Origin of the sequence: Pseudoalteromonas sp. Z9A5, assembly GCF_011378875.1 — a bacterium.
Lineage (GTDB): Bacteria > Pseudomonadota > Gammaproteobacteria > Enterobacterales > Alteromonadaceae > Pseudoalteromonas.
Map to the genome: position 1 here is coordinate 1 of NZ_WTLC01000029.1, position 23,416 is coordinate 23,416.

Sequence of the window (23,416 nt, forward strand, 5' to 3'; positions counted from 1 at the left end):
GTTTATGTTTTGGTAGGTGAGGTTTTATACCTCGCTTTTAATGCATTGGTGCATTGAAGCCACGTTACATGAGCGCGATGTAAAATCGCACCTACAGGTTCGGTGTTTATGTTTTGGTAGGTGAGGTTTTATACCTCGCTTTTAATGCATTGGTGCATTGAAGCCACGTTACATGAGCGCGATGTAAAATCGCACCTACAGGTTCGGTGTTTATGTTTTGGTAGGTGAGGTTTTATACCTCGCTTTTAATGCATTGGTGCATTGAAGCCACGTTACATGAGCGCGATGTAAAATCGCACCTACGGGTTCGGTGTTTATGTTTTAGTAGGTGAGGTTTTATACCTCGCTTTTACTTTAAGACGTTAAAGCGTTAAAGCGTGAAGCCACGTTACATGAGCGCGATGTAAAATCGCACCTACGGGTTCGGTGTTTACGCTTTGGTAGGTGAGGTTTTATACCTCGCTTTTAATATATTGAAGCATTGAAGCCACGTTACATGAGCGCGATGTAAAATCGCACCTACAGGGTCGGTGTTTGCATTTTTGTAGGTGAGATTTTATACCTCGCTTTTAATATATTAAAGCATTGAAGCCATGTTGCATGAGCGCGATGTAAAATCGCACCTACGGGTTGGGTGTTTACGCTTTGGTAGGTGAGGTTTTATATCTAGAACATAGCTTGTGATAACTTAATTTTCTTCAGGCATAAAAAAAGCCGCAATAAATGCGGCTTTGGAGGTTTAGTCTCACTTCACTTTGGGCGTGTCTCCAAAACTTAGTGAATACGTTACCAAGGAACTGTTTGCTAATTCAATTGCTAAGATTAGATAGACTCTAATGCAATTTTAACCATTTCGTTAAACGTGCTTTGACGTTCGTCAGCTGGTGTTGCTTCGCCAGTGATCACATGGTCACTTACTGTGAATAATGCCATTGCTTTTGCGCCGTACTCAGCTGCAACGCCGTATAAACCAGCTGTTTCCATATCTACTGCTAACATACCTAACTTGTCTAAATCTTTATAGAACGAGTCGTCTGCTTGGTAGAATGTGTCGGTAGTAAATACGTTACCAACTTTAGCTTTAATACCAAGCTCTTTAGCTGCGTTTACGCCGTTTAAAAGTAGGTCAAAGTCTGCAATTGCTGCAAAATCACAACCACGCACACGTGCACGGTTTACGTTTGAATCGGTGCTTGCACCTTGTGCAAAAATCACGTCACGAATTTTAATGTCGGTACCAATACCGCCACACGTACCAATACGTATAATATTTTTAACGCCAAAGCTTACAATTAGCTCACGTGCATAAATAGACATTGATGGAATGCCCATGCCTGAACCCATAATGCTTACTGGTTTACCTTTATAAGTACCAGTAAAACCGTACATGTTACGAACGCCTGTAACTTGTACTGCATCATCTAAAAAGTTTTCAGCAATATATTGCGCACGTAGCGGATCGCCTGGCATTAATACTGTTTCGGCGAAATCACCAACGTTTGCACTGATATGCGGAGTACTCATTAATTGTTTTCCTTTTTAGTTGGCGTTGTTAGCTTATTTAAAAAGCTATCGCCGTAATCAAGCGCAGATAAGTTAAACCACTGAGCCAGTGTTTGACCTATATCTGCAAAGCTGTTGCGTTCACCTAATGGTGTGTTACTCATACCTGGTTGGTATGCAATAACGGGTACGTATTCACGGGTGTGCTCAGAACCTGGAAAGGTTGGGTCACAGCCGTGATCTGCAGTGATCAACAATACATCATCTGCGTTTAACTGGCTTAGTATAGTTGGTAAATAGTCATCAAATTCTTTTAATGCTTTTGCGTATCCTACTGGATTACGTCGATGGCCAAATTTTTCATCAAAATCAACTAAATTAGTAAAAATTAAGCTGTGATCTGGCGCGCTTTTCATTACTTCGCTGGTTTTTTCTAGCAAGTTCATAAGCCCTGGTGCTTTGTGCTTTTGGGTTATGCCCTGATGCGCGTAAATATCTGAAATTTTACCAATACTAATTACTTCGCCGCCGTCTTTTGCTAGTACATCTAGCAATGTTGGTGCTGGCGGAAGTACTGAATAATCACGACGATTACCCGTACGGGCAAAGTCTTGACTATTTGAACCCAAAAATGGCCGCGCAATCACTCGTCCTATATTCATTTCATCAAGTAGCGCCCGTGCGATTTCGCAGACTTGATAAAGCTTTTCTAGACCGAATGACTCTTCATGCGCGGCTATTTGAAACACGCTATCAGCTGAGGTGTAACAGATTGGTTTACCTGTTTTTACGTGTTCTTCACCTAGCTGTTCTAAAATGGTTGTTCCTGATGCATGGCAATTGCCTAAAATGCCAGGAATACCTGTACGAGCAATAAACTCGTCTATAAATTCTTGTGGGAAACTTGGCTGTGTTTTTGGGAAATATCCCCACTCAAACAATACAGGCACGCCTGCCATTTCCCAGTGACCTGATGGTGTGTCTTTTCCGCTAGAAATTTCTTTAGCGTAACCCCATGCACCTTCTGGTGCTTGGCGGTCAGATACTAAACAGGTTTCTCCACCGGCAGCTTCACATGCATCCACTAATCCTAGTTTAGATAAATTAGGAAGCGACAGTGCACTGCCTGTTTCGTCGTAATATGCTTTTAATAAGTGAGCGAATGTATTAGCCCCAAGATCGCCGAATTTATCTGCATCTGGTGCTGCACCGATTCCTAGGCTATCTGCCATTAAAATAATTGCTCTTGCCATTTTGACCTCACTTTGTTTCTAGGTGGTTACTTTATCCGCTCTTGGAATTTTCCGTACAGGACAAAAGTCCTGTTTCATAAAACCTAAACATTATAAATTTGCACTCTTGAGCGAAGCAAAAGAGATTAATCGTGTCTTTTTTGCTATTGTGATCTACCAACAATATATCTTTCTGTGTGGATGAGAACTTTAGTGACACGAACTACTATTATAGCCATTGCGGGCGCATCGGCGTCGGGCAAATCTCTTTTTAGCCAAACAATTTACAATGAACTGGTTAATGAGCTTGAACCAGGCGCTATCGCCATTATTGAAGAAGATGCTTATTACAAGGATCAGTCGCATTTGCCGATGGCTCATCGTACGCAAACAAATTACGACCATCCAGATGCATTTGAACACGCGTTAATGCTTGAGCATTTAACGCAACTTCGTTGTGGTAACTCAGTTGAAGTACCAACGTATGATTATGCACAGCACACACGTAGCGCAACTACACGTCGAGTGCCTGCTGCTAAAATACTCATTGTTGAAGGTATTTTACTATTGAGTGATAAAGCGCTTAATAAAGAATTTGATATTAAGGTGTTTATAGACACACCTTTAGATATTTGTTTAATGCGTCGTATGCAACGTGATATGGAACAACGAGGCAGAACATTACAATCTGTTGTTGAGCAGTATCAAGCAACTGTTAGACCGATGTTTTATCAATTCATTGAGCCTTCTAAGCATAACGCTGATTTAGTTGTGACTCGAGGCGGCATGAACCGCGTTGCGATTGATATAATAAAAAGTAAAATTAAATATTTACTACAAGAATAACAACGGGAAACATTTGTATGACAACATTTATGAGCTTAGTAGGCATGTGTGTGCTACTAAGCATTGCCTTTGCTGCGTCAACTAATCGCAAGGCAATTAATTTAAGAACCGTTGGTATAGCGTTTGCTCTGCAAGTTATCATTGGCGGTTTTGTACTGTTTTTTGAAGCAGGCAAAGATGTATTAACAAGTGTATCGAAAGGCGTTTCATCCGTAATTGGTTATGCTAATGATGGTATTGGGTTTTTATTTGGTCCACTCGCCTCACAAGACACATTAGGTTTTATTTTTGCAATTCAAGTTTTGCCCGTTATCGTGTTTTTCTCAGCGCTTGTTGCTGTGTTATATCACCTTGGCATTATGGATTGGATAATTAGGATTTTAGGCGGTGGTTTACAAAAATTATTGAAGACCTCTCGCACAGAATCGCTTTCAGCAACGGCAAATATTTTTGTTGGCCAAACTGAAGCACCGTTAATAGTTAAGCCATTTATAGCAACGATGACAAAATCGGAATTGTTTGCAGTAATGGTAGGTGGCTTAGCCACTGTAGCAGGCTCTGTAATGGCCGGTTACGTAATTATTGGCGTAGATCTTAAGTATTTAATAGCAGCGAGCTTTATGGCTGCACCAGGTGGTTTCTTAATGGCAAAAATGATTGTGCCAGAAACTGAAACGCCTAGAGATAACTTAGCTGATTTAGATTTAGATGACGAAGATAAGCCTGTAAATGTAATTGATGCAGCTGCATCAGGTGCTGCAAACGGTATGCATTTAGCACTTAATGTAGGTGCAATGTTACTTGCTTTTGTAGCGCTAATTGCACTATTAAACGGTTTATTAGGCGGTATTGGCGGGTGGTTTGATTACCCAACATTAACGCTTCAAGAAATATTAGGTTATGTATTTGCTCCAGTTGCATGGTTACTAGGTGTGCCATGGGATGAAGCGATTATAGCCGGCAGCTTTATTGGTCAAAAGATAGTAGTAAATGAGTTTGTTGCTTACTTAGACTTTATAAATTATCGCGATACGTTAAGCGCGCACACACAGGCAATCGTTACTTTTGCTTTATGTGGGTTTGCTAACTTATCATCGATAGCCATTTTACTAGGTGGGTTAGGCGGTATGGCGCCTAGTCGGCGAAAGGATATCGCACGCTTAGGGCTCAGAGCAGTGTTAGCAGGATCTATGGCTAACCTTATGAGCGCAGCAATTGCTGGGTTTTTCCTCTCGCTAGCTTAGAAACTTATTGAGACGAACACCGGTGTTGCAAAACAATAGGATAGCGCTTTAAGGGGTTAAAGCACTATCTGATTTGAACGATACTTCACCAAGGGCCGCAAGGCCCTTTTATCGTTTTAGGGCTTTATATTTTAATGCCAGTTAGCTTAATTAAGTGTGCTTTTTTAAGGTAAGTAAATCGTATATGTAATAAGATAAAAACTTCGTTATTTGGTTATTCTCAGCAATCCTCTCTGCACTGCTCTGTATCAATATTTTATAAATCAACGTATAGAACTCATTTTATTACTCTCTCTGTTTTGTGTTTTTAATATTTTAAGCCACACTTATTACTTGTTATATTAACTAAAAATGGCTCTCTATTTTGAAATATCTTTTTTATCTTATGTGTTTAGCGGAGTTTTTCAAGTTAGTTGTCGCATCAAATTAAATTTTATGCCGCCCGCATTGCTTCTTTTTTCTCTGGATTTAAATTTACTTCATTGATCATCGTCCAATCTCGAGACTTTCCTGACCAACGACTTGGATTCTGTAATTTCGCCATCTCATTTACCTGATGACGTTTCGCTAGTATCGCTTCATCTAATCCTAAATGACGCTGGTTTGGCGTGACAAATTTAATACCGCTGTGCAAGTGCTCATCGTTGTACCAATCAACAAATCCGCTAACCCACTTTCTTGCGCTACCCATGCTTTCAAAGGCTGTCTCAGGGTATTCCGGGCGATACTTTAACGTCTTAAATAGCGATTCAGAATAAGGATTATCATTACTCACAGACGGTCGGCTAAATGAAGGAACAATACCTAACTCCTGCAATGTCGCTAATAACGTTGCCCCTTTCATTGGACTGCCATTATCCGAGTGCAACGTGACTTGCTCAGGCTTTACCTGCTCTCGCCTGCAAATATCTACCATTAAATCAGCCGCCAGTGTGCTTAGTTGTGTGTCATGAACCTGCCAACCAACTATTTTTCGACTATAAATATCCATCACTAAATATAAGTATAAAAACTGACCTTTAACAGCTGTTGGCAAATACGTGATATCCCATGTATAAATTTCGTTTACACGTGTTGCCCTGAGTGCTTTTGGCTTTTTTATCTTTTTATTTGGTTTAACTTTTTCTCTGTGTGTTAATAATTTATGCGATTTCATAACGCGATTTCATAACGCGATAAAACGAGCTTTCTGATGCTATCCACACATCTTTATCCAATAGTTTAGGGACTATCTTGCTGGGTGGTAAATGCCCATATTCTATTGAATTAACCGTCTTAATTATACGCTGCTGCTCTAATTCAGTTAGCCTGTTAGGTGGTCGCTTTATCGTACTTGTTCGCTTATCTGTCATATCATCAGCTTCAATCCAGCGTTGAATTGTTCTTGCCGTTAGACCAAGTAACTCACATGCTTTTTCTTGCCTTGCCCCTGATTTCTGCGCGTCGGTAATGAGCTTTATCAATTCATGACGCTCAGTTGAGCTGGTTAATCGTCCTCGTTGAAACCCCAAAGCGCATCTGCTTTTTTTTTGAGTACAAGTAAGGCGGCTGTTTCTGCTAACGCTTTGTCTTTACGATTAAGCTCTTTTTGAAGCTGCTTAATTTCTTGTTTGAGCTGTTTACTGTCTGATTTTACGGGCTTCGTTGAAGGCCCTTTAGCAAAATCTTGCTTCCATTGTTTAATATGATGCGGGTAAAGCCCCTTAGCACGGCAATATTCATTAAGAGCTGCTTCATCTAAACTCGCACATTCAATAATGGCGTTAAGCCTTTCTTCTAAGCTCCAGTCATGAGGGCGTTTTTCTGTTGTCATGTGACTACCATTATTTTTAGTTTCAAGTTCATGGTTTTTAGCAAGCGCGATCCATCGTTGCAAGGTTGAATAACCGATGCCTAAATCAAGCGCAATATCTTCTAGGCGAATATCATCACATTGAGATAATGCTTTTTCAACAGCTTGAACTTTAAATTCTTGTGTAAATCGACGTCTCATTTTATCTGCCTCTATTAAAAGTTAGAGGCGACAACTATCCTGACACAGGGGGTTAGTGAGCGCTGTATTTAGTCAGGCAAAAGAGACTTTTCTTGTTGTTACTGAATTATCTCCACCTAACCAAACCTTGGTTAATGGTAAAGTAAACGGCATAGTTACAGAGTCTGTTAGAGGTTTATTTGACGCGGCAAAGTTAACACCTGACATTCGTATGTATCCTTGGGCACGTGCCTATAAGGTTGCTAGTGAGATAAAAAACACCTTTATATATAGCCTAGCACGCACTACGGAAAGAGAAGACGAGTTTTATTGGATAGCACCTGTAGGTAAGTTTTATATGGGCTTTATTACTCTTTCTGAGCGTTTAGATATTAGTGTTGAGACACTAGAACAAGCTAAGCGCTATAAAATCGCCATGCAACGAAATGACTTTTCTACGCAAACCCTTTTAAAGTATGGTTTTGAAGTGGTGCTAACAAGTGACATTCAAAAATCATATGATTTACTACTCGCTAAAAAAGTAGATTTAATTGTGGACGATCCCCTTTATATGCAGCAAATGAGCGACTACTTAGGACTAAAAAAAGGGCATTTAAACTTTATTTATAAAATAGATGAGTTAACTGTAGACGCCTACCTGGCGGCAAATAAACAAACAGATCCTCATTTAATTAAAGCATTACAAGCTGCATTTATGTCAGTAAAACAAGCCAAAGAGTTGCCTTACAAAAAATAGGTTAGTAAATATAGCGGTGCTTATACACTGCAAAACTATCTTTCATTTTTAACTTTTTATACTCTTTGTTAAAGCGTTTTATAATATGATCAGGAACTGACTTATTAAATGCGATGTAATTTCCTGTTACTTCAGGAATAGGTAATTCTTGAAGCCTCACTACATCACTTACTTTATAACCAAAGGGTTCGAGTTGATACTTAATAGTAAATTCAGAACCTAAAATAAGATCTATTTTCTTTTTTAAAAACAAATTCATATATTGGTTTTCTTCTCCAAATGTTAGTAAATTCTCACCCACTTTAAAACCTATTTTATCTACTAACGATTCATATATATCGCCTCTAACGATTCCTAAAGAATATTGCTTTGCATCTTTTAAATTACTCATTGTGAGTTGTTGATTAGTTTTTAGCTTATAGAAAAAAGTTTGGCTAGATGCAAGTGGTCCAACCCAATTAAATAAAGGCTCACGAATATTGGTTTTAGCTATTGAGATTATTGCAGAATGGGGATTTTTTTGAGCAGAGCTATAAGCCCGCTTCCAAGGAAACAATTGGAACTCGCATATTATTTGAGCTGATACACACACGCTTTTTATAATATCAAGATTAATACCAACGAGCTGACCACTGTCATTTTTAAAGTTATAAGGTGCAAAGTGTTCTGTGTAGATAATAAGTTTAAAACTCTCAGCCTTTAAGGTATGAGCCGTAAACAAAACAACGAGGAAAAGAATACATTTGAGAATGGGAGTTTTACCGAGTTAATTTATATCCTTAAATAATAGGCTCCGGTAGCTAACAGTCAAATTTTAGACACAAAAAAAGCGCCTTAAGCGCTTTTTTTTCATTTTACTTAAAAAGTAAAATTATACAGCTGTGATGTTATCAGCTTGTGGACCTTTTTGACCTTGTGAAAGAGTAAACTCTACACGTTGGCCTTCAGCTAAAGTTTTGAAACCTTCGCTTTTGATTGCTGAGAAATGTGCGAAAACGTCTGGACCATTTTCTTGCTCGATGAAACCAAAACCTTTAGACTCATTAAACCACTTAACTGTACCTGATACGATGTTAGACATTGTAATATCCTGATATAAAATAAAAAATATGCTCATATGAGCGGGTGTAGCAAAAAATGAGATGGTACTTTAAAAACTTCAGGACGGTACTACAAGTATTACTTATACAACATCGAAATGGAGATTTATAGCTTACATGCTTTCTTTCTAGCTGCGGCTTACTATATAGAATTAAAAATGTATGTCAAGTACTTATAGAGTAATATTTAAGCTCAGGGCTAATTAAAATATTAAACCTTTAAAAGGCTAACTTTAATCTCCTTGTGCCACTATACAACGGTTTCGACCATGCTCTTTTGCGTGATAAAGCGCTTTATCTGCACATTTATATACTTGGTCTATATCATTACTATGCTTAGGCCATGTTGCAATCCCAATAGAAATAGTAATAAAGCCAATGGTTTTCATATTTGTTGATTCAACGGTCATGCGCAGTCGTTCAGCTATTTTTAAAGCACTTTCACTGCTTTCATTAGGTAAAACAAGCACAAACTCTTCGCCACCAATTCGAGCAACAATATCGTCTTTTCGTGACAAGTTTTTAATTATGTTAGTGAGTGATTTAAGTGCTTCGTCGCCAACGCCATGCCCAAAGGTATCGTTTACACGTTTAAAAAAATCAATATCAATTTCTAAAAGCGCAAACGGTGTTTGTTTAACCATAAGTTGGTTAAGCAAACCATTTAAGCTTCTACGGTTATGGGTATTGGTTAAAGGATCTGTTTCTGCATCGTGGCGTAATTGCCCTATTTGCATTTGTAAAATATTGACACCTTTAAGCATCGCAAGCTTTAATCTTTGGCTTTCAAAATACCACGATTTAACATTTTTGAGCTTTTCAAAACTTACCGGATCATCAAGGGTATTTACTCTATCAGCAAGTTGTTTAAGCGGTCTTGAAATAAAGTGAGCAAAAAAGCCTATTAAAATAAAAGTAATAATAGCTTGAGGTAAGGTACGTTTAATTACTTCAACTATAAGTAAATCAAGCGAAGTGAGTGTGGCTCTAACAGAGCGCTGCGCTACAATTCTCCACTTTGCACGCGTAACAGGTGCAAAACCCGCTAGCATCCCTTCACCTTGTCTGTTTGTCGTCTCAGAAGTACCAGCCTTACCTGCTATAACGCTATTAATAATAGAGTTATCCCCTGCATATAAACCAACATATTTAGGGTCAGGGTGATAAAGAATGCGTTTATTCGCATCTATTACATAGATGTATGTTCCCTGTCGATAGTAATGCTGCTCAAGTAAGTTATTTAAAGTATTTGGCTCATTCAAATATAAAGTCCCGCCTATATAACCTAAATAATCACCTTGGGTATTAAATAATGGATGCGAAATAAAGATGATTAAATTTCCTGCAACCGACATATAAGGATTACTAATTAAAGGTCGTTTTTCTTTTGCAGCCTGGAGTGCACCGGTAGATGAAATAGGCTGATTGATTAGTTCAGGAAGCTCAGGGGAAGTAGCAACAACAATTCCGCCCTTATTAATAACAACAGAGTTAAAACTATTTGTTTGGAGATTTAACCGAATGACTTCTTGTTTTAACAAATTATCGTCTTCAATTTGTTGTTCTACTATTTTTGCAGAATAAGCGACTTGTTGCATTGCGGCTTCTAAAAAGCTGTCAGTTGCAGAGGCTAATTTTCTGGCGTAAGCGTAATTACTTTTGAGCGTATAATTTATTAATTGCTCTTTTTGTACTTGGTAAGTCGAATAAAAACCACTTACAAGAGTGCTCAAAGAAGCCGTTAACGCTAAAAGTAAAATAAGAAGTCGGAGGTTTAAAGCAGGTAATAGTCTATACCGCAAAGTGTTATCTTCCAAAGCGAAGTTAAAGTTACTGACGCTAATAAATGTGTATAAAACATTCAATTATAACGGTTAAAATAATATTATGCGAACATTTACACATCAAATATTAACATTAAAGTTACACATGTATTTGATTAATAATTTGAAGCTTTGTAAATGATCACGCTGAGTGCTGTATAAGTAGATAGAGTAAAATTTTTGCATTTAGTTTTTAAACCTATAAATAAATTTAAAGATAAGCAAACTAAAAAAGCCATTAACGCAATGTTAATGGCTTTTGTTTATAAAGTTTTATTTATTAATAAAAATTATAAGTTATTTTTTCTGCGACGAGCAAATAACACAGGAGTTAATAATGCTATTAACCAACCGAATGAACCACTACTACCTTTGTTTTCTGTAATAGTTGCAGTTGCTACTGTTGTATCTGAGTTACCGTTTCCATCACTAACTTCTAGTTGGAAAGCAATTACTTCATCACCAGAAACTTGTGGTGCTTCAAAGCTAATTGATGAATCACTACCACTTAAGCTAACTGGGGTTCCTGATAACTGTTTCCAAGCGTAAGTTAATGCATCGTTGTTAGCATCGCTAGAGATAGAGCCATCCATAGTTACGCTAGTGCCTTCTCGTGCACTTGATACATCGTTAGCTGCAGCTACTGGTGCTACTTCTACAACGCCAAAGCTATAAGTAGATTCAACTGTACTGCCATCAATTGTATTAGTTAACACTAGTTCTTTGTTAGTTCCTCCTTGTCTAGGAATTAAATCAAAGCCCACTGTCATAGTCTCTGTTGACTCACCCGCTACACGTGTAACAGTCCACTCAACGGTGTTTTCAGTTACAACGCCATCGTTATCAACGTTAGCTATTTCTTGTCCCTCTGTAACCATTGCTTTTAATGTGTAAACCTTATCAGCATTGGTAAAGTTTGGCTCAATATCAAAGCTAACAGATTGAGCATCACCAGGCATTATTACTTGGCTTTCAGCTTTTATCTCGTCAGATACAGTTTCAATTACTTCATCATCTGCAAACGATACTGTTAATGGAATTTGTACTTCTGTAGAGCCATCACCTGATTTTAATGATAGTAATGAGCTGCTACTTACGTTATCAGACCATGTAACCGTTAAGTCAAATGAACCATTACTTTCTTCAACACTAGCGCTAACAGTATCACTCTTAGAATCTTCATTTGTTAAGATTGACGCTGCACTAATTACAACTTCATCAATAGCATCTGGTGCTGATGCAGTAAAGCTGTCTGCAACAATGTAGTAAGTATCTGCTGGTAAGTTAAGGAAAGTAACTGACTCGTTTGAGTTAGGACCAGCACTGCTACCAATGTTATTAAACTCGCCATCTAAAACTCGTAAATCTATATCAGGCGCAGTTGCTGATGAAGTACTAAATACAACATTTGGTACAACTTCATCAAAAGTAAGTACTATAAAGTCTAAATCACCATCTTCAACAAATACTGTTTGTGGCTCAACTAAGTCAGAGCTTTTATCAAACACACCAACTTCAATATTACTTAAACTCTTAGACATTAAATCTGTAAATGTGTAAGTACCGCTTGAGCGTGATGCCGCTACCGATAATGCTGCTGGTAAGTTGCTTTCAGCTACTTGCACTAAAATCGGTAAATGAGCATCTGGTAAACCGGCTGAAGTTAGTTCAAGGCTACCAAAGTTCCATACATCTGCAGCAGATGCGCTTACATCAGCAGTTACCGTTACTGTTTGTGTTTCGCCTGCTTTAATATCAAAGCTAGTTGGTGAAACAGTTAATGACATATTATTAGATGTTGATACTGGCGTTGCAATCCAGTTAGCATCTTTAGTTGCTGTAAATGTACGAGTCCAAGTACACGTATCAATACATTGTGTATTTGTCATTGAAGGAATGTTTAGTGATAAAGGAACGCCGCCCGTTGCTGGGTTTGCCTTCATGTAGTTACCAAACGTTTCATCCATGATTAGACCCGTATTAGTCGCTAAATTAACGCGAATACTACCTGAGCCCATATCAAATACGTCAGCTGGTGTTGAACCGTCTTCTTTACGTACATCGGTTGTAGCCGTCATCATTAATGCTGAACGAATGTTATCTGGTGTCCATGTAGGATGTGCAGATTTTAATACCGCACCAGCGCCTGAAGTATGAGGTGCTGACATTGATGTACCTTGTAAAAAGGCAAAGTCACCTGGAGAAGGAGCCGTTACATCATTACCAAAATCTTGGTCATTGTAAGCTGCATAAATTGATACGCCTGGCGCTGTAACAGAAGGAGTCATAATATCAGCAGTAGTGCTGTTAGGACCACGAGATGAGAAGTCAGCCATATCGTCAGCTTGACCAACAACCAAAGTGATTGCAGGGTCGATAGAAATTGTCATGCCTGAAGTAGAAGCTAATGCATCTAATAAATCTTTACCTGAGTTTTCAGATATAGCTACAGAAGGAATAGTTGTGCCTTCTAAGCCTGACATAGTAAGACGTGTATCACCATCAGTATTATTGTAAACAATAACGGCAGCAGCACCTGCAGCAGTTGCATTAGCAACTTTATCTGAGAATGCACATGCACCACGACTAATTACAGCAACAGCATCTTTAAATGAATCAGCAGCAAAAGCACTACAGCCTTCAAAGTTATTTGCATCAATAGATAAAGAGGTAATAGGAGAAGCAGTTACAATTTCAGTAAACACAGGACCTGTGCCGTTTGAATATGCAAACGCTTCATCGTTAAATGTAACAAAGCTATCTAATGATCTACCATGCGTTGAAGCACCAACAACAGTATACCAAGGTGCATTTTTTGATGTTGTGTACGCTTCTGGACCATCGTTACCCGCAGATACTGCGGCAAAAATACCCGCTTCTTGTGCTGCTAAAAAACCAAGTTCAGTAGCACTTGCCCAAGGGTTACCGCCACCACTAATAGAGTAGTTTAATACATCAACACCATCAGCAACTGCATCGTCTAGAGCTGCAACAATAGCTGCCCCAGGACAACCCGTATATTTATCATCAGCATTACCAGGGCTACAAATTTGGTAAGCAACAATATTAGCATGCGGTGCTACACCAGATATTTGTTCAAACGAAAATGTATCATTAACAATACCGTCACTTTCTAATACACCAGTTTCTAGTGCAATTAACGGTACATTTTTTAAAATATTACCGCCTGCTGTACTTGCAGTATGTGAACCGTGACCGCCGTAATCTTCACCATTTTTAGCTGGCGGTGTAGTACCAAACACTTCTACATCGTCATAGTTATCAGTAACACTTGCGTATGAACGAACACCAATTAATTTATCGTTACATAGTTCAACAAAATCAGCGGCACAATCACCTACATAATTACCTTCGCCCCATGGGTTAGTATGGTTGTAGCCATCACCACCAATATCGGCAAATGAATCATGGTCTGTATTTACACCACTATCAATTACACCAATAATAACGCCTTCACCCATGTTAGTAGCTGAATTGCCTTCGCCTTGCCATACTTGAGTAGCGCCAATATGGATAGGACCTGTATCAGTGTCCATTGTTTCCATACGTTCACGTTCAACATATTCTACGCCATCTAAAGCAGCTAATTTTACAGCTTGCTCTTGAGTTAAGCGCATAGCAACACCGTTGAATGCATTTTTATATTTATATACAACGTTTGCTTGTTTACCCAATGAAAGGCGAGCTTTAGAAAGGAAGTTTTGCTGTTTATCTTCAAGGTAGTTAGTGTATTGAACTGCATCTGTAGATTTAACATCTAAACGTAATTCATTACGTACTTGTTGCGAACTCATTTTGCTATTAGCTAATTTTGAAAAAAGTTCTTTTTTAGCTATTTTAGGGCTTGTAGCGGCAAAACCAACAACACTACCATCGTAGGTTGCTAAAGGAAGATCGGCTAAACGAACAATATAAGTGTATTCGCCTGATGCTAGGTCTGATTCAACAACAATTTTTTTTGCTGTTTTAACTACGCTAGTAATTGAGCTAGATGATGCTTTAGTTTTATCAACTGCTGATTTTGCGAGTGCTATTTGTTGATGAACACTGCTTCCGCCGGCTACAGAACTTAATGATACTGTTAATAATGCTGCTGAAACAGCTAATGCTACTTGGGTCTTCACTGAACACTCCTTGCGCTTTTATACGCATTTAATTATTATTTTTTGATAATTTATTTAAAAAATTCAAGTGGATTTAAATTAAAATAAATAAATGAGGTTATTTTCGAAAGATAACACATGTCATTAAAATGTAAATCCAGTGTGCATAGGCTTTTATAGGGAATCATGAGAGTTCTAATTTTTAGTATGAAAAAAAACAAGAGATATATTAGTAAAAAAGCAAAATAGAATAAAAATAAAACACAAGAAAAAACATGTTAGAAATTGATTTAAAACAACTTTAATGAAAACAAAACAACATTATCAATATTCTATAAAACTAAGTGAATTACTCACAATACTTTTTTATTGCAGGAATGGGGATTTACATTCGTTTACACACAGCTGGTTTCCATATTCGATTTAATTAGATATGTATACTATGTAAATATATTTTGCTTTAAATTTCATCTATAAGAACAACATTGTTACTCCTTTAAAAATAGTTAAGCTTAAGGTTTTACACACAACTTAAGCTTAGCCATATATTTTAAAGGTGTAGATCTTTTAAGGGAAATGTTTTTCATACAAGGGAGGCTTTAACTTAGTAAGCTCAATCTCTCGTAAGCTAATATTTTATAAAAATAAGTAAAAATATAGCAATAAACATCACAACCTTTAATTTAAGGTGCACCGAGCTTAATTTCAGCACTCATTTATCGCTATATTTAAGTCATAATTATTACGTTAAAACTAAGCAGCTAAATTCTTTTGTTTAAGTTGCTCGCATAACTCAACCCAATCAGTTGATTGCTTTTTACCTTCAACCCTTCGACCAAATAAAGTCATTACTGTGTTTCCTCGCTCATCAAAAAACTCAATAGAATGAACAAGTGTTTCGCCATTATCAGTTGGTTTTATTACAACAAACGCACGCGCAAAATCATCACTTTTAATATGTAAATTAAAGTCCTCATCCAGTACGTTATACCAAGGTCCTGCTTGTTTTAAGTTAGTTAATGTACCTGAATATATTTGTACTGCGGCATCGTTATTTACAAAAATCATCACTTCATTTTGCTGTGTTTTTAATGTTTCAAATATAAATGGCAAACTTATAGGAGAGATCTCTTGTGCCCACCTAGGCTGTGCTAGCTCAAGAGCTTGTGTTCTACCTATTTCAAATTCGGTTAACAATGCAGGAAAATGATGCACATCTTGAAGGTTTTCCCACGCTTTTAAAAAGCCCGTTACATTAATAGCCTCTAGAGGCTTAAATTTTAATTCATCTATAACTTTTGGCTCGACAGTTAAAGTAGTGCTTTGCTCGTTGTCGCTGTACTTATTAATTAATGCATCGTATGCAGTTAAATTGGTTTGCTCTGTACTAAATATTTTATGAACAGCTCGGCCGTGCTTGTCAAAACACTGAATACTTACCATGTTATTTAGCTTAACGGCGAATACACTCGCCCATTTATATAAAAATAGTCTTAGGTCTATTCCACCTGGGTTTATAGCTATCGCCATTTTCTGATTGTTACGCTCAGATGTATAAAGCTTCTCGTAACAACCTTTAATTTCGTTTACAACAAGCTCGTTTCGAGTCATTGCCATCACATGTTCAAGTTTTTTTAAACCTTTAAGTATGCTTTCGATATGGTTTATATCGAGTTTAATTGCGCTAATGCCTACTTGTGCAGCAACTAATTGTGCTTCGGAAGTAGCTAGTTTTAAAGCGGCATCAACCGCTTTAATAGTCGGTTGTTCTACTTTTAAGGCTTGGTATTGATTGAGTAACGTGTTCATTATATGCTCCTAAAAAAGCTGCAACACACCAAATGCTGCAGCAGCAATTTAAAATCTAAAGCTAACTTGGGTTTTAATATTACGACCTACACCGTAATCACCAATTCCACCGCCGGTGCCTGCTATTACCTGGTATTCTTTATCAAATAAATTATCAATAGCGACCCGTGCGTTCCAGCTCTTGTTTATATCCCAACTAGCATTCATTCCTATTAATGTATAACCTTTTTGTTGCTCCTCGTTACCACTAACAAACACAGTACGCTTATCAATATTTTGAATACTAAGGCCTGTTTTAACGGTATCGTCAAAAAAGTTTAAATCAGCATCAAGCGCTAATTTATCAGCAGGTAAATACCACAAAGATTCATTATTTTCGTCCTCTCCTGAAATAGTGCTGTAAGAGAGGTTGGCATAACCAATGGTGTGAGCATAATTAACCTCAAACTCAATACCATCGCGCTGATTGTCGCCAATATTGCTATAACGTGGAGACGGTGAAGGGTTAGTTGTGTTGCTTGTGTCTGATTGAATTTCATCATCCACATCTATATCAAAGTAAATAAAACGAGCTGTTAGCGCATCTCTATTAGTAAACACATTGAGCGTTTGATAACTTACGCCAACTTCTTTATTACTGCTTTTTTCTACTTGCAGGTCTAAAGCCGGATCGCGACCACTGTATTGGTCGTACAATTCATCTATTAATGGTGCTCTAAACCCTTCTTGATAACTTGCAAAAATAGCGAATTGTTTATTTAATTGATAATTAGCTGTAATAGCGGGTACAACTTGAGAGTGCTCTGTTTCGGTATCTAACTCGCTAAATAACGCATTAAAGTTTGAGGTTGCTGTTGTCTTGTATTTTTCAAAACGTAGCCCACCCGTTAGTGTAAGTGCTTGCCATGTAAATTCATCTTGAATGTAAACACCTAAGCGCTTTTGCGTGCCGCCTGGTTGAGACGTTATTTCATCTTGTACAGCATCGTTTGCGTATTCAATACACTCATATGTTTGAAAGTCTAAATTAAGGCAAGGGTAACTTAGCTTTGAGCCAACACGTTCTTTATCTGAATATTGAACCCCATACGTTAAAGTATGTTTATTAAGTACCGAAGTGTTTGCTATATCTAATGTAGCTATGTTGTATTCGTAATTAGAGGCTATGCCAATAAAATCTTTTAACGTACCCGACCCATCGCTCTCAGTAACATGGCTTTGGCTATAACCAAAACGCGCATTTAGATTTACATAAGGGTTATTTGCAGGGTTAAGCTCGTAACTTAAATTAGTAACTGATTGCTCTATGGTTCTATAAACGGTTCCCCACGCACCAGGATCGGTAGTGTTAAACTCAGTTCGTTGGCTGTCTTCACTTTTTGTATAAGAAATCCCTATAAGGGAGTCTTCATTTAAGTAATATTCACCTTTAAGTAATAACGATTCGGCTTCAATACCAGAGTTATCAAGTGTTTCACCATTTGATAATTCAAAATCGTCACTGCTTCTTTTTACATAAGCGGCAACTAAATCAAGTGACTCAGTTGGTCTGGCATAGGCGTAAACTGTACCGTTATTTTCATTATTATTACCATGGTGCCCAAGCTTAACCTTGGCGCCCGCTTTTTCGTTAGGGGCTAAAAAGTCGCTCGCATCTTTAAGCTCCATTTCTACCACGCCACCAAGTGCGCCACCGCCATGTAACACCGTACTTGGTCCGCGCTTTATGCTCACAGAGCGATAAAGTTCAGGGTCTGAAAAAAAGCTACCCATTCTATACTTTTCAAAAGTTTGAATAGCGCCGTCTACACTTATTAATACATCTTCAGCATCACTAAAGCCTCGTACGCTAAATTTTTGACCCCCACTTCTAGGTCCACCCGTTGATGTAACATTAGGAACATTAGTTAGGCTGTCAAATAAAGTACTGGCAAGTACTCGCTCTATTTGTTGTTCGGTAATAACGTTAACTGCTTGGGCTGAATTTAAAGCTGATTTTTCGGTACGCGTAGCTGTTACTGTTACGGCATCTAATGCTGTTACTGGGGTTTGTGTGTCTGAACTGTTTGTTATTTCAGGCTCAGCAGCCATAAGAGGCATTGAAACGCTGGCAATACATAAAGCCAGTTTTGAAAGGCGCATAATTAACTCCATTTATAGTTTTATTTAGTTTAAACACCGCACTTGGCCAGTGTTTAGTTACATAACGCTTTAGCCGTAGCCCCTAGTAACCTAAAGCGGATGCACTATAACAAAATAACACTTAAATGATAATAATTATCACTCGCTTTTAACTAAAATATTTGCAATTTGATATTTTTCTGCTGAAAGTGCCGCTAACAATGCAACAAGATCTCCACTTGGTACTTGCTCATCAACCGCTAAATAAAGAGGAATATCTTGCTTTACTACTTTTAATCCTGCTATGGCGCTACTTAGCGAGTCATATAATTGTTGTTCGAGTCCATATTGTGCTTTGCCATTATGTATACGTACACTTAATACCTGTACATCAGCCTGTTGGACCGGTGTGCTCGTGTTTTTGCCGGTGTCAGGCAACGTGACATCAAGCATATTTAATTTTACTGCTGCGGTGAGCAATAGAAACACCAATAAAATAAACAGTACATCTAATAAAGCAGTTAAATCGGGTAATAAAACTGTTTTTGAATTGGTTGTTGGTAGCTCAAGCATGAGGAAGTTCGTTAAATGTAAATTTATAATTTAAGTGATTAATAATTCGCGTAAATTCATTTTGCAGCCCATCAAGTAAACCGTTTAATAATCCACTGGCTAATAAACACGGAATAGCGATAACCAACCCGGCCATAGTTGAATACATAGCTTCCCACAATCCATCTGCTAATAATGCAGGAGTAACGGCTTGATTTGTTTGTGCAATATTTTTAAACATCACCACCAACCCCCATACGGTTCCTAACAATCCCATTAATGGGCTTAAAGAGGCGAGTAAACTAAGCATATTTAATCGCTTACGCCAATTAACTACACAATCTTGCAAATATAATTGGCACCACTGTAAGCGCTGCTCACTGGGTTGTTGTTGCCTGCTTTTAAGTGCGCTTGCAAATTGGCTACTCCCTGCCTTGTGCTGTTGTAACTGCCACTTAGCAAATACAAGTACGTAACTGCGCTCTAGTACAATAGCCAATGCAATTATTGATAAACACAATAATGGCCAAGCCATTACGCCAATGGCATTAAATACAGATTCCATTTGAATACTCTTAATTATGCGTTTAACGAAAACTTAATTGGTACGCTAAACAATGCTTTTATTGGATGGTTGTTTTTTAACACTGGATAAAACTGCCATTGCGCTACATTATTGAGTGCAGCTTTATCAAGCTCAGCAAAACCGCTGCTTTTTAACAGTGTAAGCTTGGCAATTTCGCCATTTTTATTGAGCTCTATTTGCAGCATAGCAATACCTTCGTAACCTCTTTTTTTTGCGCGTAATGGGTAAGATAAAGCCGGTTTTGGCGCTTTAAATAAAGGTAATGTGGCTATTTTTACTAACTGACTCGTTGCAGAGTTTTGCTCACTTAATTTAGCAGCAGAGGACATTGGTGCAGGAGCTTTAACCGAGTCAGCTTTGGTATCTGGTATTTTAGGTTCTGGCGGTTTTTCACTTTGTGCTGAGTTATTTACTACAAGCTCATTTTTAAGTACTACTTCCTGATTAACCATCGGCTTTAATTGCGGTTTTACTTTAGAAAGTTCTTTTTTAATAACAGGCTTAGTTACGGGTTTATCATCTGGCTTCACTACTTTACTTACGTGCTGCTTTTCTCCCGAAAATTCAGTGTTTAGCGTAGGTTTAACTGCTGATACAGGTTGCACACTTGCCTTTGGAGCTGGACTTTGGCTTATAACTGGTTGCGAATTAATCAAATTTATAGATACCCTATCGGCTTTTTGACCTTCTAAAAATGTAATAGGTGTATCCGTTTCGGTTTGTATAAATAAACCAATAAAGTGAATAAGTGCGGAGCAAAAAACAAAAATAATAAACTTCATAACTATTAAATATAAATGATAACTGTTAGTATTTGCATTAACTTATAGTACCAACATCGGATTTGTTATGAAACCCCTATTTGTATATTTAGTCGTCATAAGCTTGTTAACAACAGGTTTAGCAAAAGCTGCTGAGCCAAACCCACAAAGGATCGTTGTATCAGGGGGATCAATAACCGAAATAATCTATGCGCTTGACGAACAAAGCAGAATTGTAGGTGTAGATAGTACAAGTGTATTTCCCGTCGCCGCAAAACAAAAACCACAAATAGGTTACGTACGAAAAATAAGTACCGAGGGCATACTTTCTTTAACCCCAGATCTTGTTTTAGGAGAAGCCGATACAGGCCCTAAAAAAGTAGTTACGCAACTGCAAAGTACGGGCGTTAATATGGTTATTCTTTCAGACGAAGATAATTTTTTAGGTATCGAAAATAAAATAAACCATGTTGCAGAATTACTAAATGTACCTGCTAAAGGTCAAGCCTTAGCAAATAGCTTAAAAGCCGATAGAGACGCACTGCACTATGTTTTATCGCAATCAGATTATAAGCCTCGTGTATTATTTATTTTAAGTGTACGCAGCGGACAACCCATTGTTGCCGGTGCACATACTTCTGCAAATGAATTAATTAACGCCGCTGGCGGTATTAATATAGTCGCCAAGCAGTTAGATAACTGGAAACCACTTTCAACCGAAGCAGCATTAGCATTTAATCCCGATGTTATTATTACTATGGGCCGCCATGGTGATGATCCGCTGACCAACATTACTAAGTTAGATCATTTTAAATTTTCTAATGCGGCTAAAAATAAGCAAGTTTATAGCTTTGATGGGAGCTACTTGCTAGGAATGGGACCACGTACCCCACAAGCAGTAGTAGAGCTTGCAAGCGTATTGCATCCAAAGGCTAAATTGCCTGCAGGTTATAAATTCAGGTTTGCTAAAACATCTGAAACTACGCCAGAGCTAAGTGAGTAAATAATATGTTGGCACTAGGTAGCACTGTACTAACTCAAAATAAACAGCGAAAAATGGCTATTCCGTGTTTATTTTTAGCCTGTGTTTTAATGTTTTTTATAGCACTTAGCAAAGGAGGCGTTAACTTAAGTTTTAGCGAAATTATCGCTATTGTTAATAACCTTGAAAGCGACAGTTTAAAAAATGCAATTATTTGGCAAATCCGTTTACCTCGCATTATATTAGCAATGGTAGTAGGAGCCGGATTAGCTGCCTGTGGCGCGGCTATGCAAGCTATTTTTAGAAACCCATTAGCCGATCCTGGATTAATTGGTGTATCGAGCGGCGCGGCACTCGGCGCGGTAGCAACCATTGTATTAGGCACCACTTTATTTGCTGACTTTAGTAATACACTTGGCGTTTACGCTGTACCTGTTGGTGCGTTTTTTGGATGCATTGCCGTATGCGCATTTATTTATAGATTAAGCGCTCACAGTGGGCAATTTACCATTATTAGCTTATTACTTGCAGGAATAGCCGTAAATGCAATTGTTGGATCATTTATTGGTGGGCTAACTTTAATTAGTAACGAGCAACAACTTCGCGATCTAACATTTTGGAGTATGGGATCACTTGCTGGTAATCATTTTGCAATTATGATCCCCTCGCTTTGTGCAATTATAATTAGCATTGCACTATTAATACGCCTCGCTAAACCACTTAACTTATATTTATTAGGCGAAATGCAGGCCAAGCATTTAGGCATAAACGTTACGCGCCTTAAAAAACAAGTTTTTATCTGCACAGCTTTGTGCACTGGAGCGGCTGTTTCAATAACAGGCATAATTGGGTTTGTTGGCTTTATTGTGCCGCACATAGTGAGATTAATATTAGGACCCGATCATCGGTATTTAATGCCAGCAAGTATTTTAGGCGGTGCATTACTGCTTAGCCTTGCCGATTTATTCGCGCGCACAGTAATGCTTCCAGCAGAACTTCCTATTGGTTTAATTACTAGCGCAATTGGCGGTCCATTCTTTTTACTTATGCTATTAAAAACCTACAAACAAAGGAGCCACTAATGTTGTGCGCTAACAATATATCAGCAAGCGTTGGCTCTAAATGCTTATTAAGTAATGTAGATTTTTATGTAAAACCAAAAGAAGTTGTCGTTATTATTGGGCCAAATGGCGCGGGTAAATCGTCATTATTAAAGGCACTATGCGGCGATATAAAATTAGCACAAGGTAGCATTACACTTAACGATCAACCGCTGCATACATATTCTGTAGAAAGCTTAGCTATGTGCCGCGCAGTGCTCACTCAAAGTTATGAACTCGACTTCCCTTTTACCGTAAATGAAGTTGTTGATATGGCACATTTTGCACACCAAACACAGTTTAGCCAACACGCTTTAAAGGCATTTTCAAACCAAACAATGCAAGCGCTAGGCATTACTCATTTAAAAAATCATACTTTTACGCAGTTATCTGGGGGAGAAAAGCAACGCGTGCAATTAGCCCGCGTACTTTGCCAAATTCAACCTTGTTTAAAAGCAAACAAACCAGCTTATTTATTAATAGACGAGCCAACATCAAGCTTAGATATTTTTCATCAGTACGATGTAATGGCTCAAGCTAAAAGTATTGCACTGCAAGGGGCTGGTGTTATAGCCGTTATACACGACCTGTCATTAGCGGCGAGTTTTGCAGATAGAATTTATATGATCAATAACGGAGTTATTGAAGCAGCAGGCTCACCAAAGGACGTACTAACAACAAAGCGCCTTAAACACGTTTATAATATTAATGCTAAGCTAAATACCAGCTCGCCAAATATGCTCCCCCACATACAAATAAGCTACTAATAAATACACACCTTAAGCACCTATTAAGCTTGTAAAAACACTTGGCGTATGGCTTTGCAGTTACACCAAAAAGTAGATAAGCTGCATACACTTATCTACTTTTTAGCCTTGGAGTGTGTTTTGCTAAATAAGTGTAT

17 protein-coding genes and 1 pseudogene are annotated in these 23,416 nt (G+C 38.0%); 6 read left to right on the forward strand and 12 right to left on the reverse strand.

Going from position 1 to position 23,416, the window contains the following annotated elements:
* Positions 1-822: 822 nt before the first annotated feature.
* Both deoD and GQR56_RS14490 read right to left on the reverse strand, forming a co-directional pair.
* Positions 823-1,524, reverse strand: a complete 702-nt coding sequence (deoD, locus tag GQR56_RS14485; RefSeq protein ID WP_008166941.1) for a purine-nucleoside phosphorylase — start codon at positions 1,522-1,524, stop codon at positions 823-825.
* Positions 1,524-2,756, reverse strand: coding sequence for a phosphopentomutase (locus tag GQR56_RS14490; protein WP_166112728.1), 1,233 nt, complete (start codon positions 2,754-2,756; stop codon positions 1,524-1,526). The genes deoD and GQR56_RS14490 overlap by 1 nt, the downstream gene beginning before the upstream one ends.
* Before the next feature lie 192 nt (positions 2,757-2,948).
* On the opposite strand from GQR56_RS14490, the gene udk reads away from it, so the two are divergent.
* Both udk and GQR56_RS14500 read left to right on the forward strand, forming a co-directional pair.
* Positions 2,949-3,581: a uridine kinase gene (gene udk, locus GQR56_RS14495; RefSeq protein ID WP_007583533.1), complete on the forward strand. Its 633-nt coding sequence runs from the start codon at positions 2,949-2,951 to the stop codon at positions 3,579-3,581.
* Positions 3,582-3,598: 17 nt separating this feature from the next.
* Positions 3,599-4,825 (forward strand): NupC/NupG family nucleoside CNT transporter, encoded by a 1,227-nt coding sequence (locus GQR56_RS14500; protein WP_024613088.1) that lies wholly within the window; start codon positions 3,599-3,601, stop codon positions 4,823-4,825.
* A gap of 433 nt (positions 4,826-5,258) precedes the next feature.
* On the opposite strand, the pseudogene GQR56_RS14505 reads toward GQR56_RS14500, so the two are convergent.
* Positions 5,259-6,818 (reverse strand): annotated as a pseudogene (locus GQR56_RS14505) (IS3 family transposase).
* A gap of 55 nt (positions 6,819-6,873) precedes the next feature.
* On the opposite strand from GQR56_RS14505, the gene GQR56_RS14510 reads away from it, so the two are divergent.
* Complete coding sequence (locus GQR56_RS14510) at positions 6,874-7,554, forward strand: transporter substrate-binding domain-containing protein (RefSeq protein WP_166112730.1); 681 nt, start codon at positions 6,874-6,876, stop codon at positions 7,552-7,554.
* A gap of 1 nt (position 7,555) precedes the next feature.
* Here GQR56_RS14510 and GQR56_RS14515 read toward each other — a convergent pair whose 3' ends face one another.
* The 9 genes from GQR56_RS14515 to GQR56_RS14555 form a co-directional block, all read right to left on the reverse strand.
* Complete coding sequence (locus GQR56_RS14515) at positions 7,556-8,275, reverse strand: transporter substrate-binding domain-containing protein (protein WP_197112145.1); 720 nt, start codon at positions 8,273-8,275, stop codon at positions 7,556-7,558.
* A gap of 150 nt (positions 8,276-8,425) precedes the next feature.
* Complete coding sequence (locus GQR56_RS14520) at positions 8,426-8,635, reverse strand: cold-shock protein (RefSeq protein ID WP_002959120.1); 210 nt, start codon at positions 8,633-8,635, stop codon at positions 8,426-8,428.
* 252 nt (positions 8,636-8,887) lie between these two features.
* On the reverse strand, positions 8,888-10,387 hold the full coding sequence (locus GQR56_RS14525; protein WP_240920940.1) for a sensor domain-containing diguanylate cyclase: 1,500 nt from the start codon (positions 10,385-10,387) through the stop codon (positions 8,888-8,890).
* A 380-nt stretch (positions 10,388-10,767) separates the two neighbouring features.
* On the reverse strand, positions 10,768-14,622 hold the full coding sequence (locus GQR56_RS14530) for a S8 family serine peptidase (protein WP_166112733.1): 3,855 nt from the start codon (positions 14,620-14,622) through the stop codon (positions 10,768-10,770).
* 732 nt (positions 14,623-15,354) lie between these two features.
* Positions 15,355-16,410 (reverse strand): ChuX/HutX family heme-like substrate-binding protein, encoded by a 1,056-nt coding sequence (locus tag GQR56_RS14535; protein ID WP_166112736.1) that lies wholly within the window; start codon positions 16,408-16,410, stop codon positions 15,355-15,357.
* 48 nt (positions 16,411-16,458) lie between these two features.
* Entirely contained in the window at positions 16,459-18,552 is a 2,094-nt protein-coding gene (locus tag GQR56_RS14540) for a TonB-dependent receptor (RefSeq protein ID WP_166112739.1), read from the reverse strand.
* Between the two features lie 138 nt (positions 18,553-18,690).
* The gene (locus tag GQR56_RS14545) at positions 18,691-19,104 is read right to left on the reverse strand and encodes a biopolymer transporter ExbD (protein WP_166112742.1); all 414 of its coding nucleotides are present in this window, start codon (positions 19,102-19,104) and stop codon (positions 18,691-18,693) included.
* Positions 19,097-19,648 (reverse strand): MotA/TolQ/ExbB proton channel family protein, encoded by a 552-nt coding sequence (locus GQR56_RS14550; RefSeq protein WP_166112745.1) that lies wholly within the window; start codon positions 19,646-19,648, stop codon positions 19,097-19,099. Before GQR56_RS14550 ends, GQR56_RS14545 begins: the two co-directional genes overlap by 8 nt.
* Positions 19,649-19,662: 14 nt before the next feature.
* Positions 19,663-20,451, reverse strand: a complete 789-nt coding sequence (locus GQR56_RS14555) for an energy transducer TonB (RefSeq protein WP_166112748.1) — start codon at positions 20,449-20,451, stop codon at positions 19,663-19,665.
* Positions 20,452-20,518: 67 nt separating this feature from the next.
* Between GQR56_RS14555 and GQR56_RS14560 the strand changes: the two genes are divergently transcribed.
* The 3 genes from GQR56_RS14560 to GQR56_RS14570 are packed head-to-tail and all read left to right on the forward strand — an operon-like array spanning position 20,519 to position 23,279.
* Complete coding sequence (locus GQR56_RS14560) at positions 20,519-21,433, forward strand: ABC transporter substrate-binding protein (RefSeq protein ID WP_166112751.1); 915 nt, start codon at positions 20,519-20,521, stop codon at positions 21,431-21,433.
* Between the two features lie 5 nt (positions 21,434-21,438).
* Complete coding sequence (locus GQR56_RS14565) at positions 21,439-22,494, forward strand: iron ABC transporter permease (protein WP_166112754.1); 1,056 nt, start codon at positions 21,439-21,441, stop codon at positions 22,492-22,494.
* Positions 22,494-23,279 (forward strand): heme ABC transporter ATP-binding protein, encoded by a 786-nt coding sequence (locus GQR56_RS14570; RefSeq protein ID WP_166112757.1) that lies wholly within the window; start codon positions 22,494-22,496, stop codon positions 23,277-23,279. The genes GQR56_RS14565 and GQR56_RS14570 overlap by 1 nt, the downstream gene beginning before the upstream one ends.
* Positions 23,280-23,416: the final 137 nt, after the last annotated feature.

What these genes read in the sequence shown, in the direction of transcription:
- deoD (WP_008166941.1), bottom strand. Translation starts at nt 1,524, where the DNA reads ATGAGTACTCCGCATATCAGTGCAAACGTTGGTGATTTCGCCGAAACA.
- GQR56_RS14490 (WP_166112728.1), bottom strand. Translation starts at nt 2,756, where the DNA reads ATGGCAAGAGCAATTATTTTAATGGCAGATAGCCTAGGAATCGGTGCA.
- GQR56_RS14500 (WP_024613088.1), top strand. Translation starts at nt 3,599, where the DNA reads ATGACAACATTTATGAGCTTAGTAGGCATGTGTGTGCTACTAAGCATT.
- GQR56_RS14520 (WP_002959120.1), bottom strand. Translation starts at nt 8,635, where the DNA reads ATGTCTAACATCGTATCAGGTACAGTTAAGTGGTTTAATGAGTCTAAA.
- GQR56_RS14535 (WP_166112736.1), bottom strand. Translation starts at nt 16,410, where the DNA reads ATGAACACGTTACTCAATCAATACCAAGCCTTAAAAGTAGAACAACCG.
- GQR56_RS14540 (WP_166112739.1), bottom strand. Translation starts at nt 18,552, where the DNA reads ATGCGCCTTTCAAAACTGGCTTTATGTATTGCCAGCGTTTCAATGCCT.
- GQR56_RS14545 (WP_166112742.1), bottom strand. Translation starts at nt 19,104, where the DNA reads ATGCTTGAGCTACCAACAACCAATTCAAAAACAGTTTTATTACCCGAT.
- GQR56_RS14550 (WP_166112745.1), bottom strand. Translation starts at nt 19,648, where the DNA reads ATGGAATCTGTATTTAATGCCATTGGCGTAATGGCTTGGCCATTATTG.
- GQR56_RS14555 (WP_166112748.1), bottom strand. Translation starts at nt 20,451, where the DNA reads ATGAAGTTTATTATTTTTGTTTTTTGCTCCGCACTTATTCACTTTATT.
- GQR56_RS14560 (WP_166112751.1), top strand. Translation starts at nt 20,519, where the DNA reads ATGAAACCCCTATTTGTATATTTAGTCGTCATAAGCTTGTTAACAACA.
- GQR56_RS14565 (WP_166112754.1), top strand. Translation starts at nt 21,439, where the DNA reads ATGTTGGCACTAGGTAGCACTGTACTAACTCAAAATAAACAGCGAAAA.
- GQR56_RS14570 (WP_166112757.1), top strand. Translation starts at nt 22,494, where the DNA reads ATGTTGTGCGCTAACAATATATCAGCAAGCGTTGGCTCTAAATGCTTA.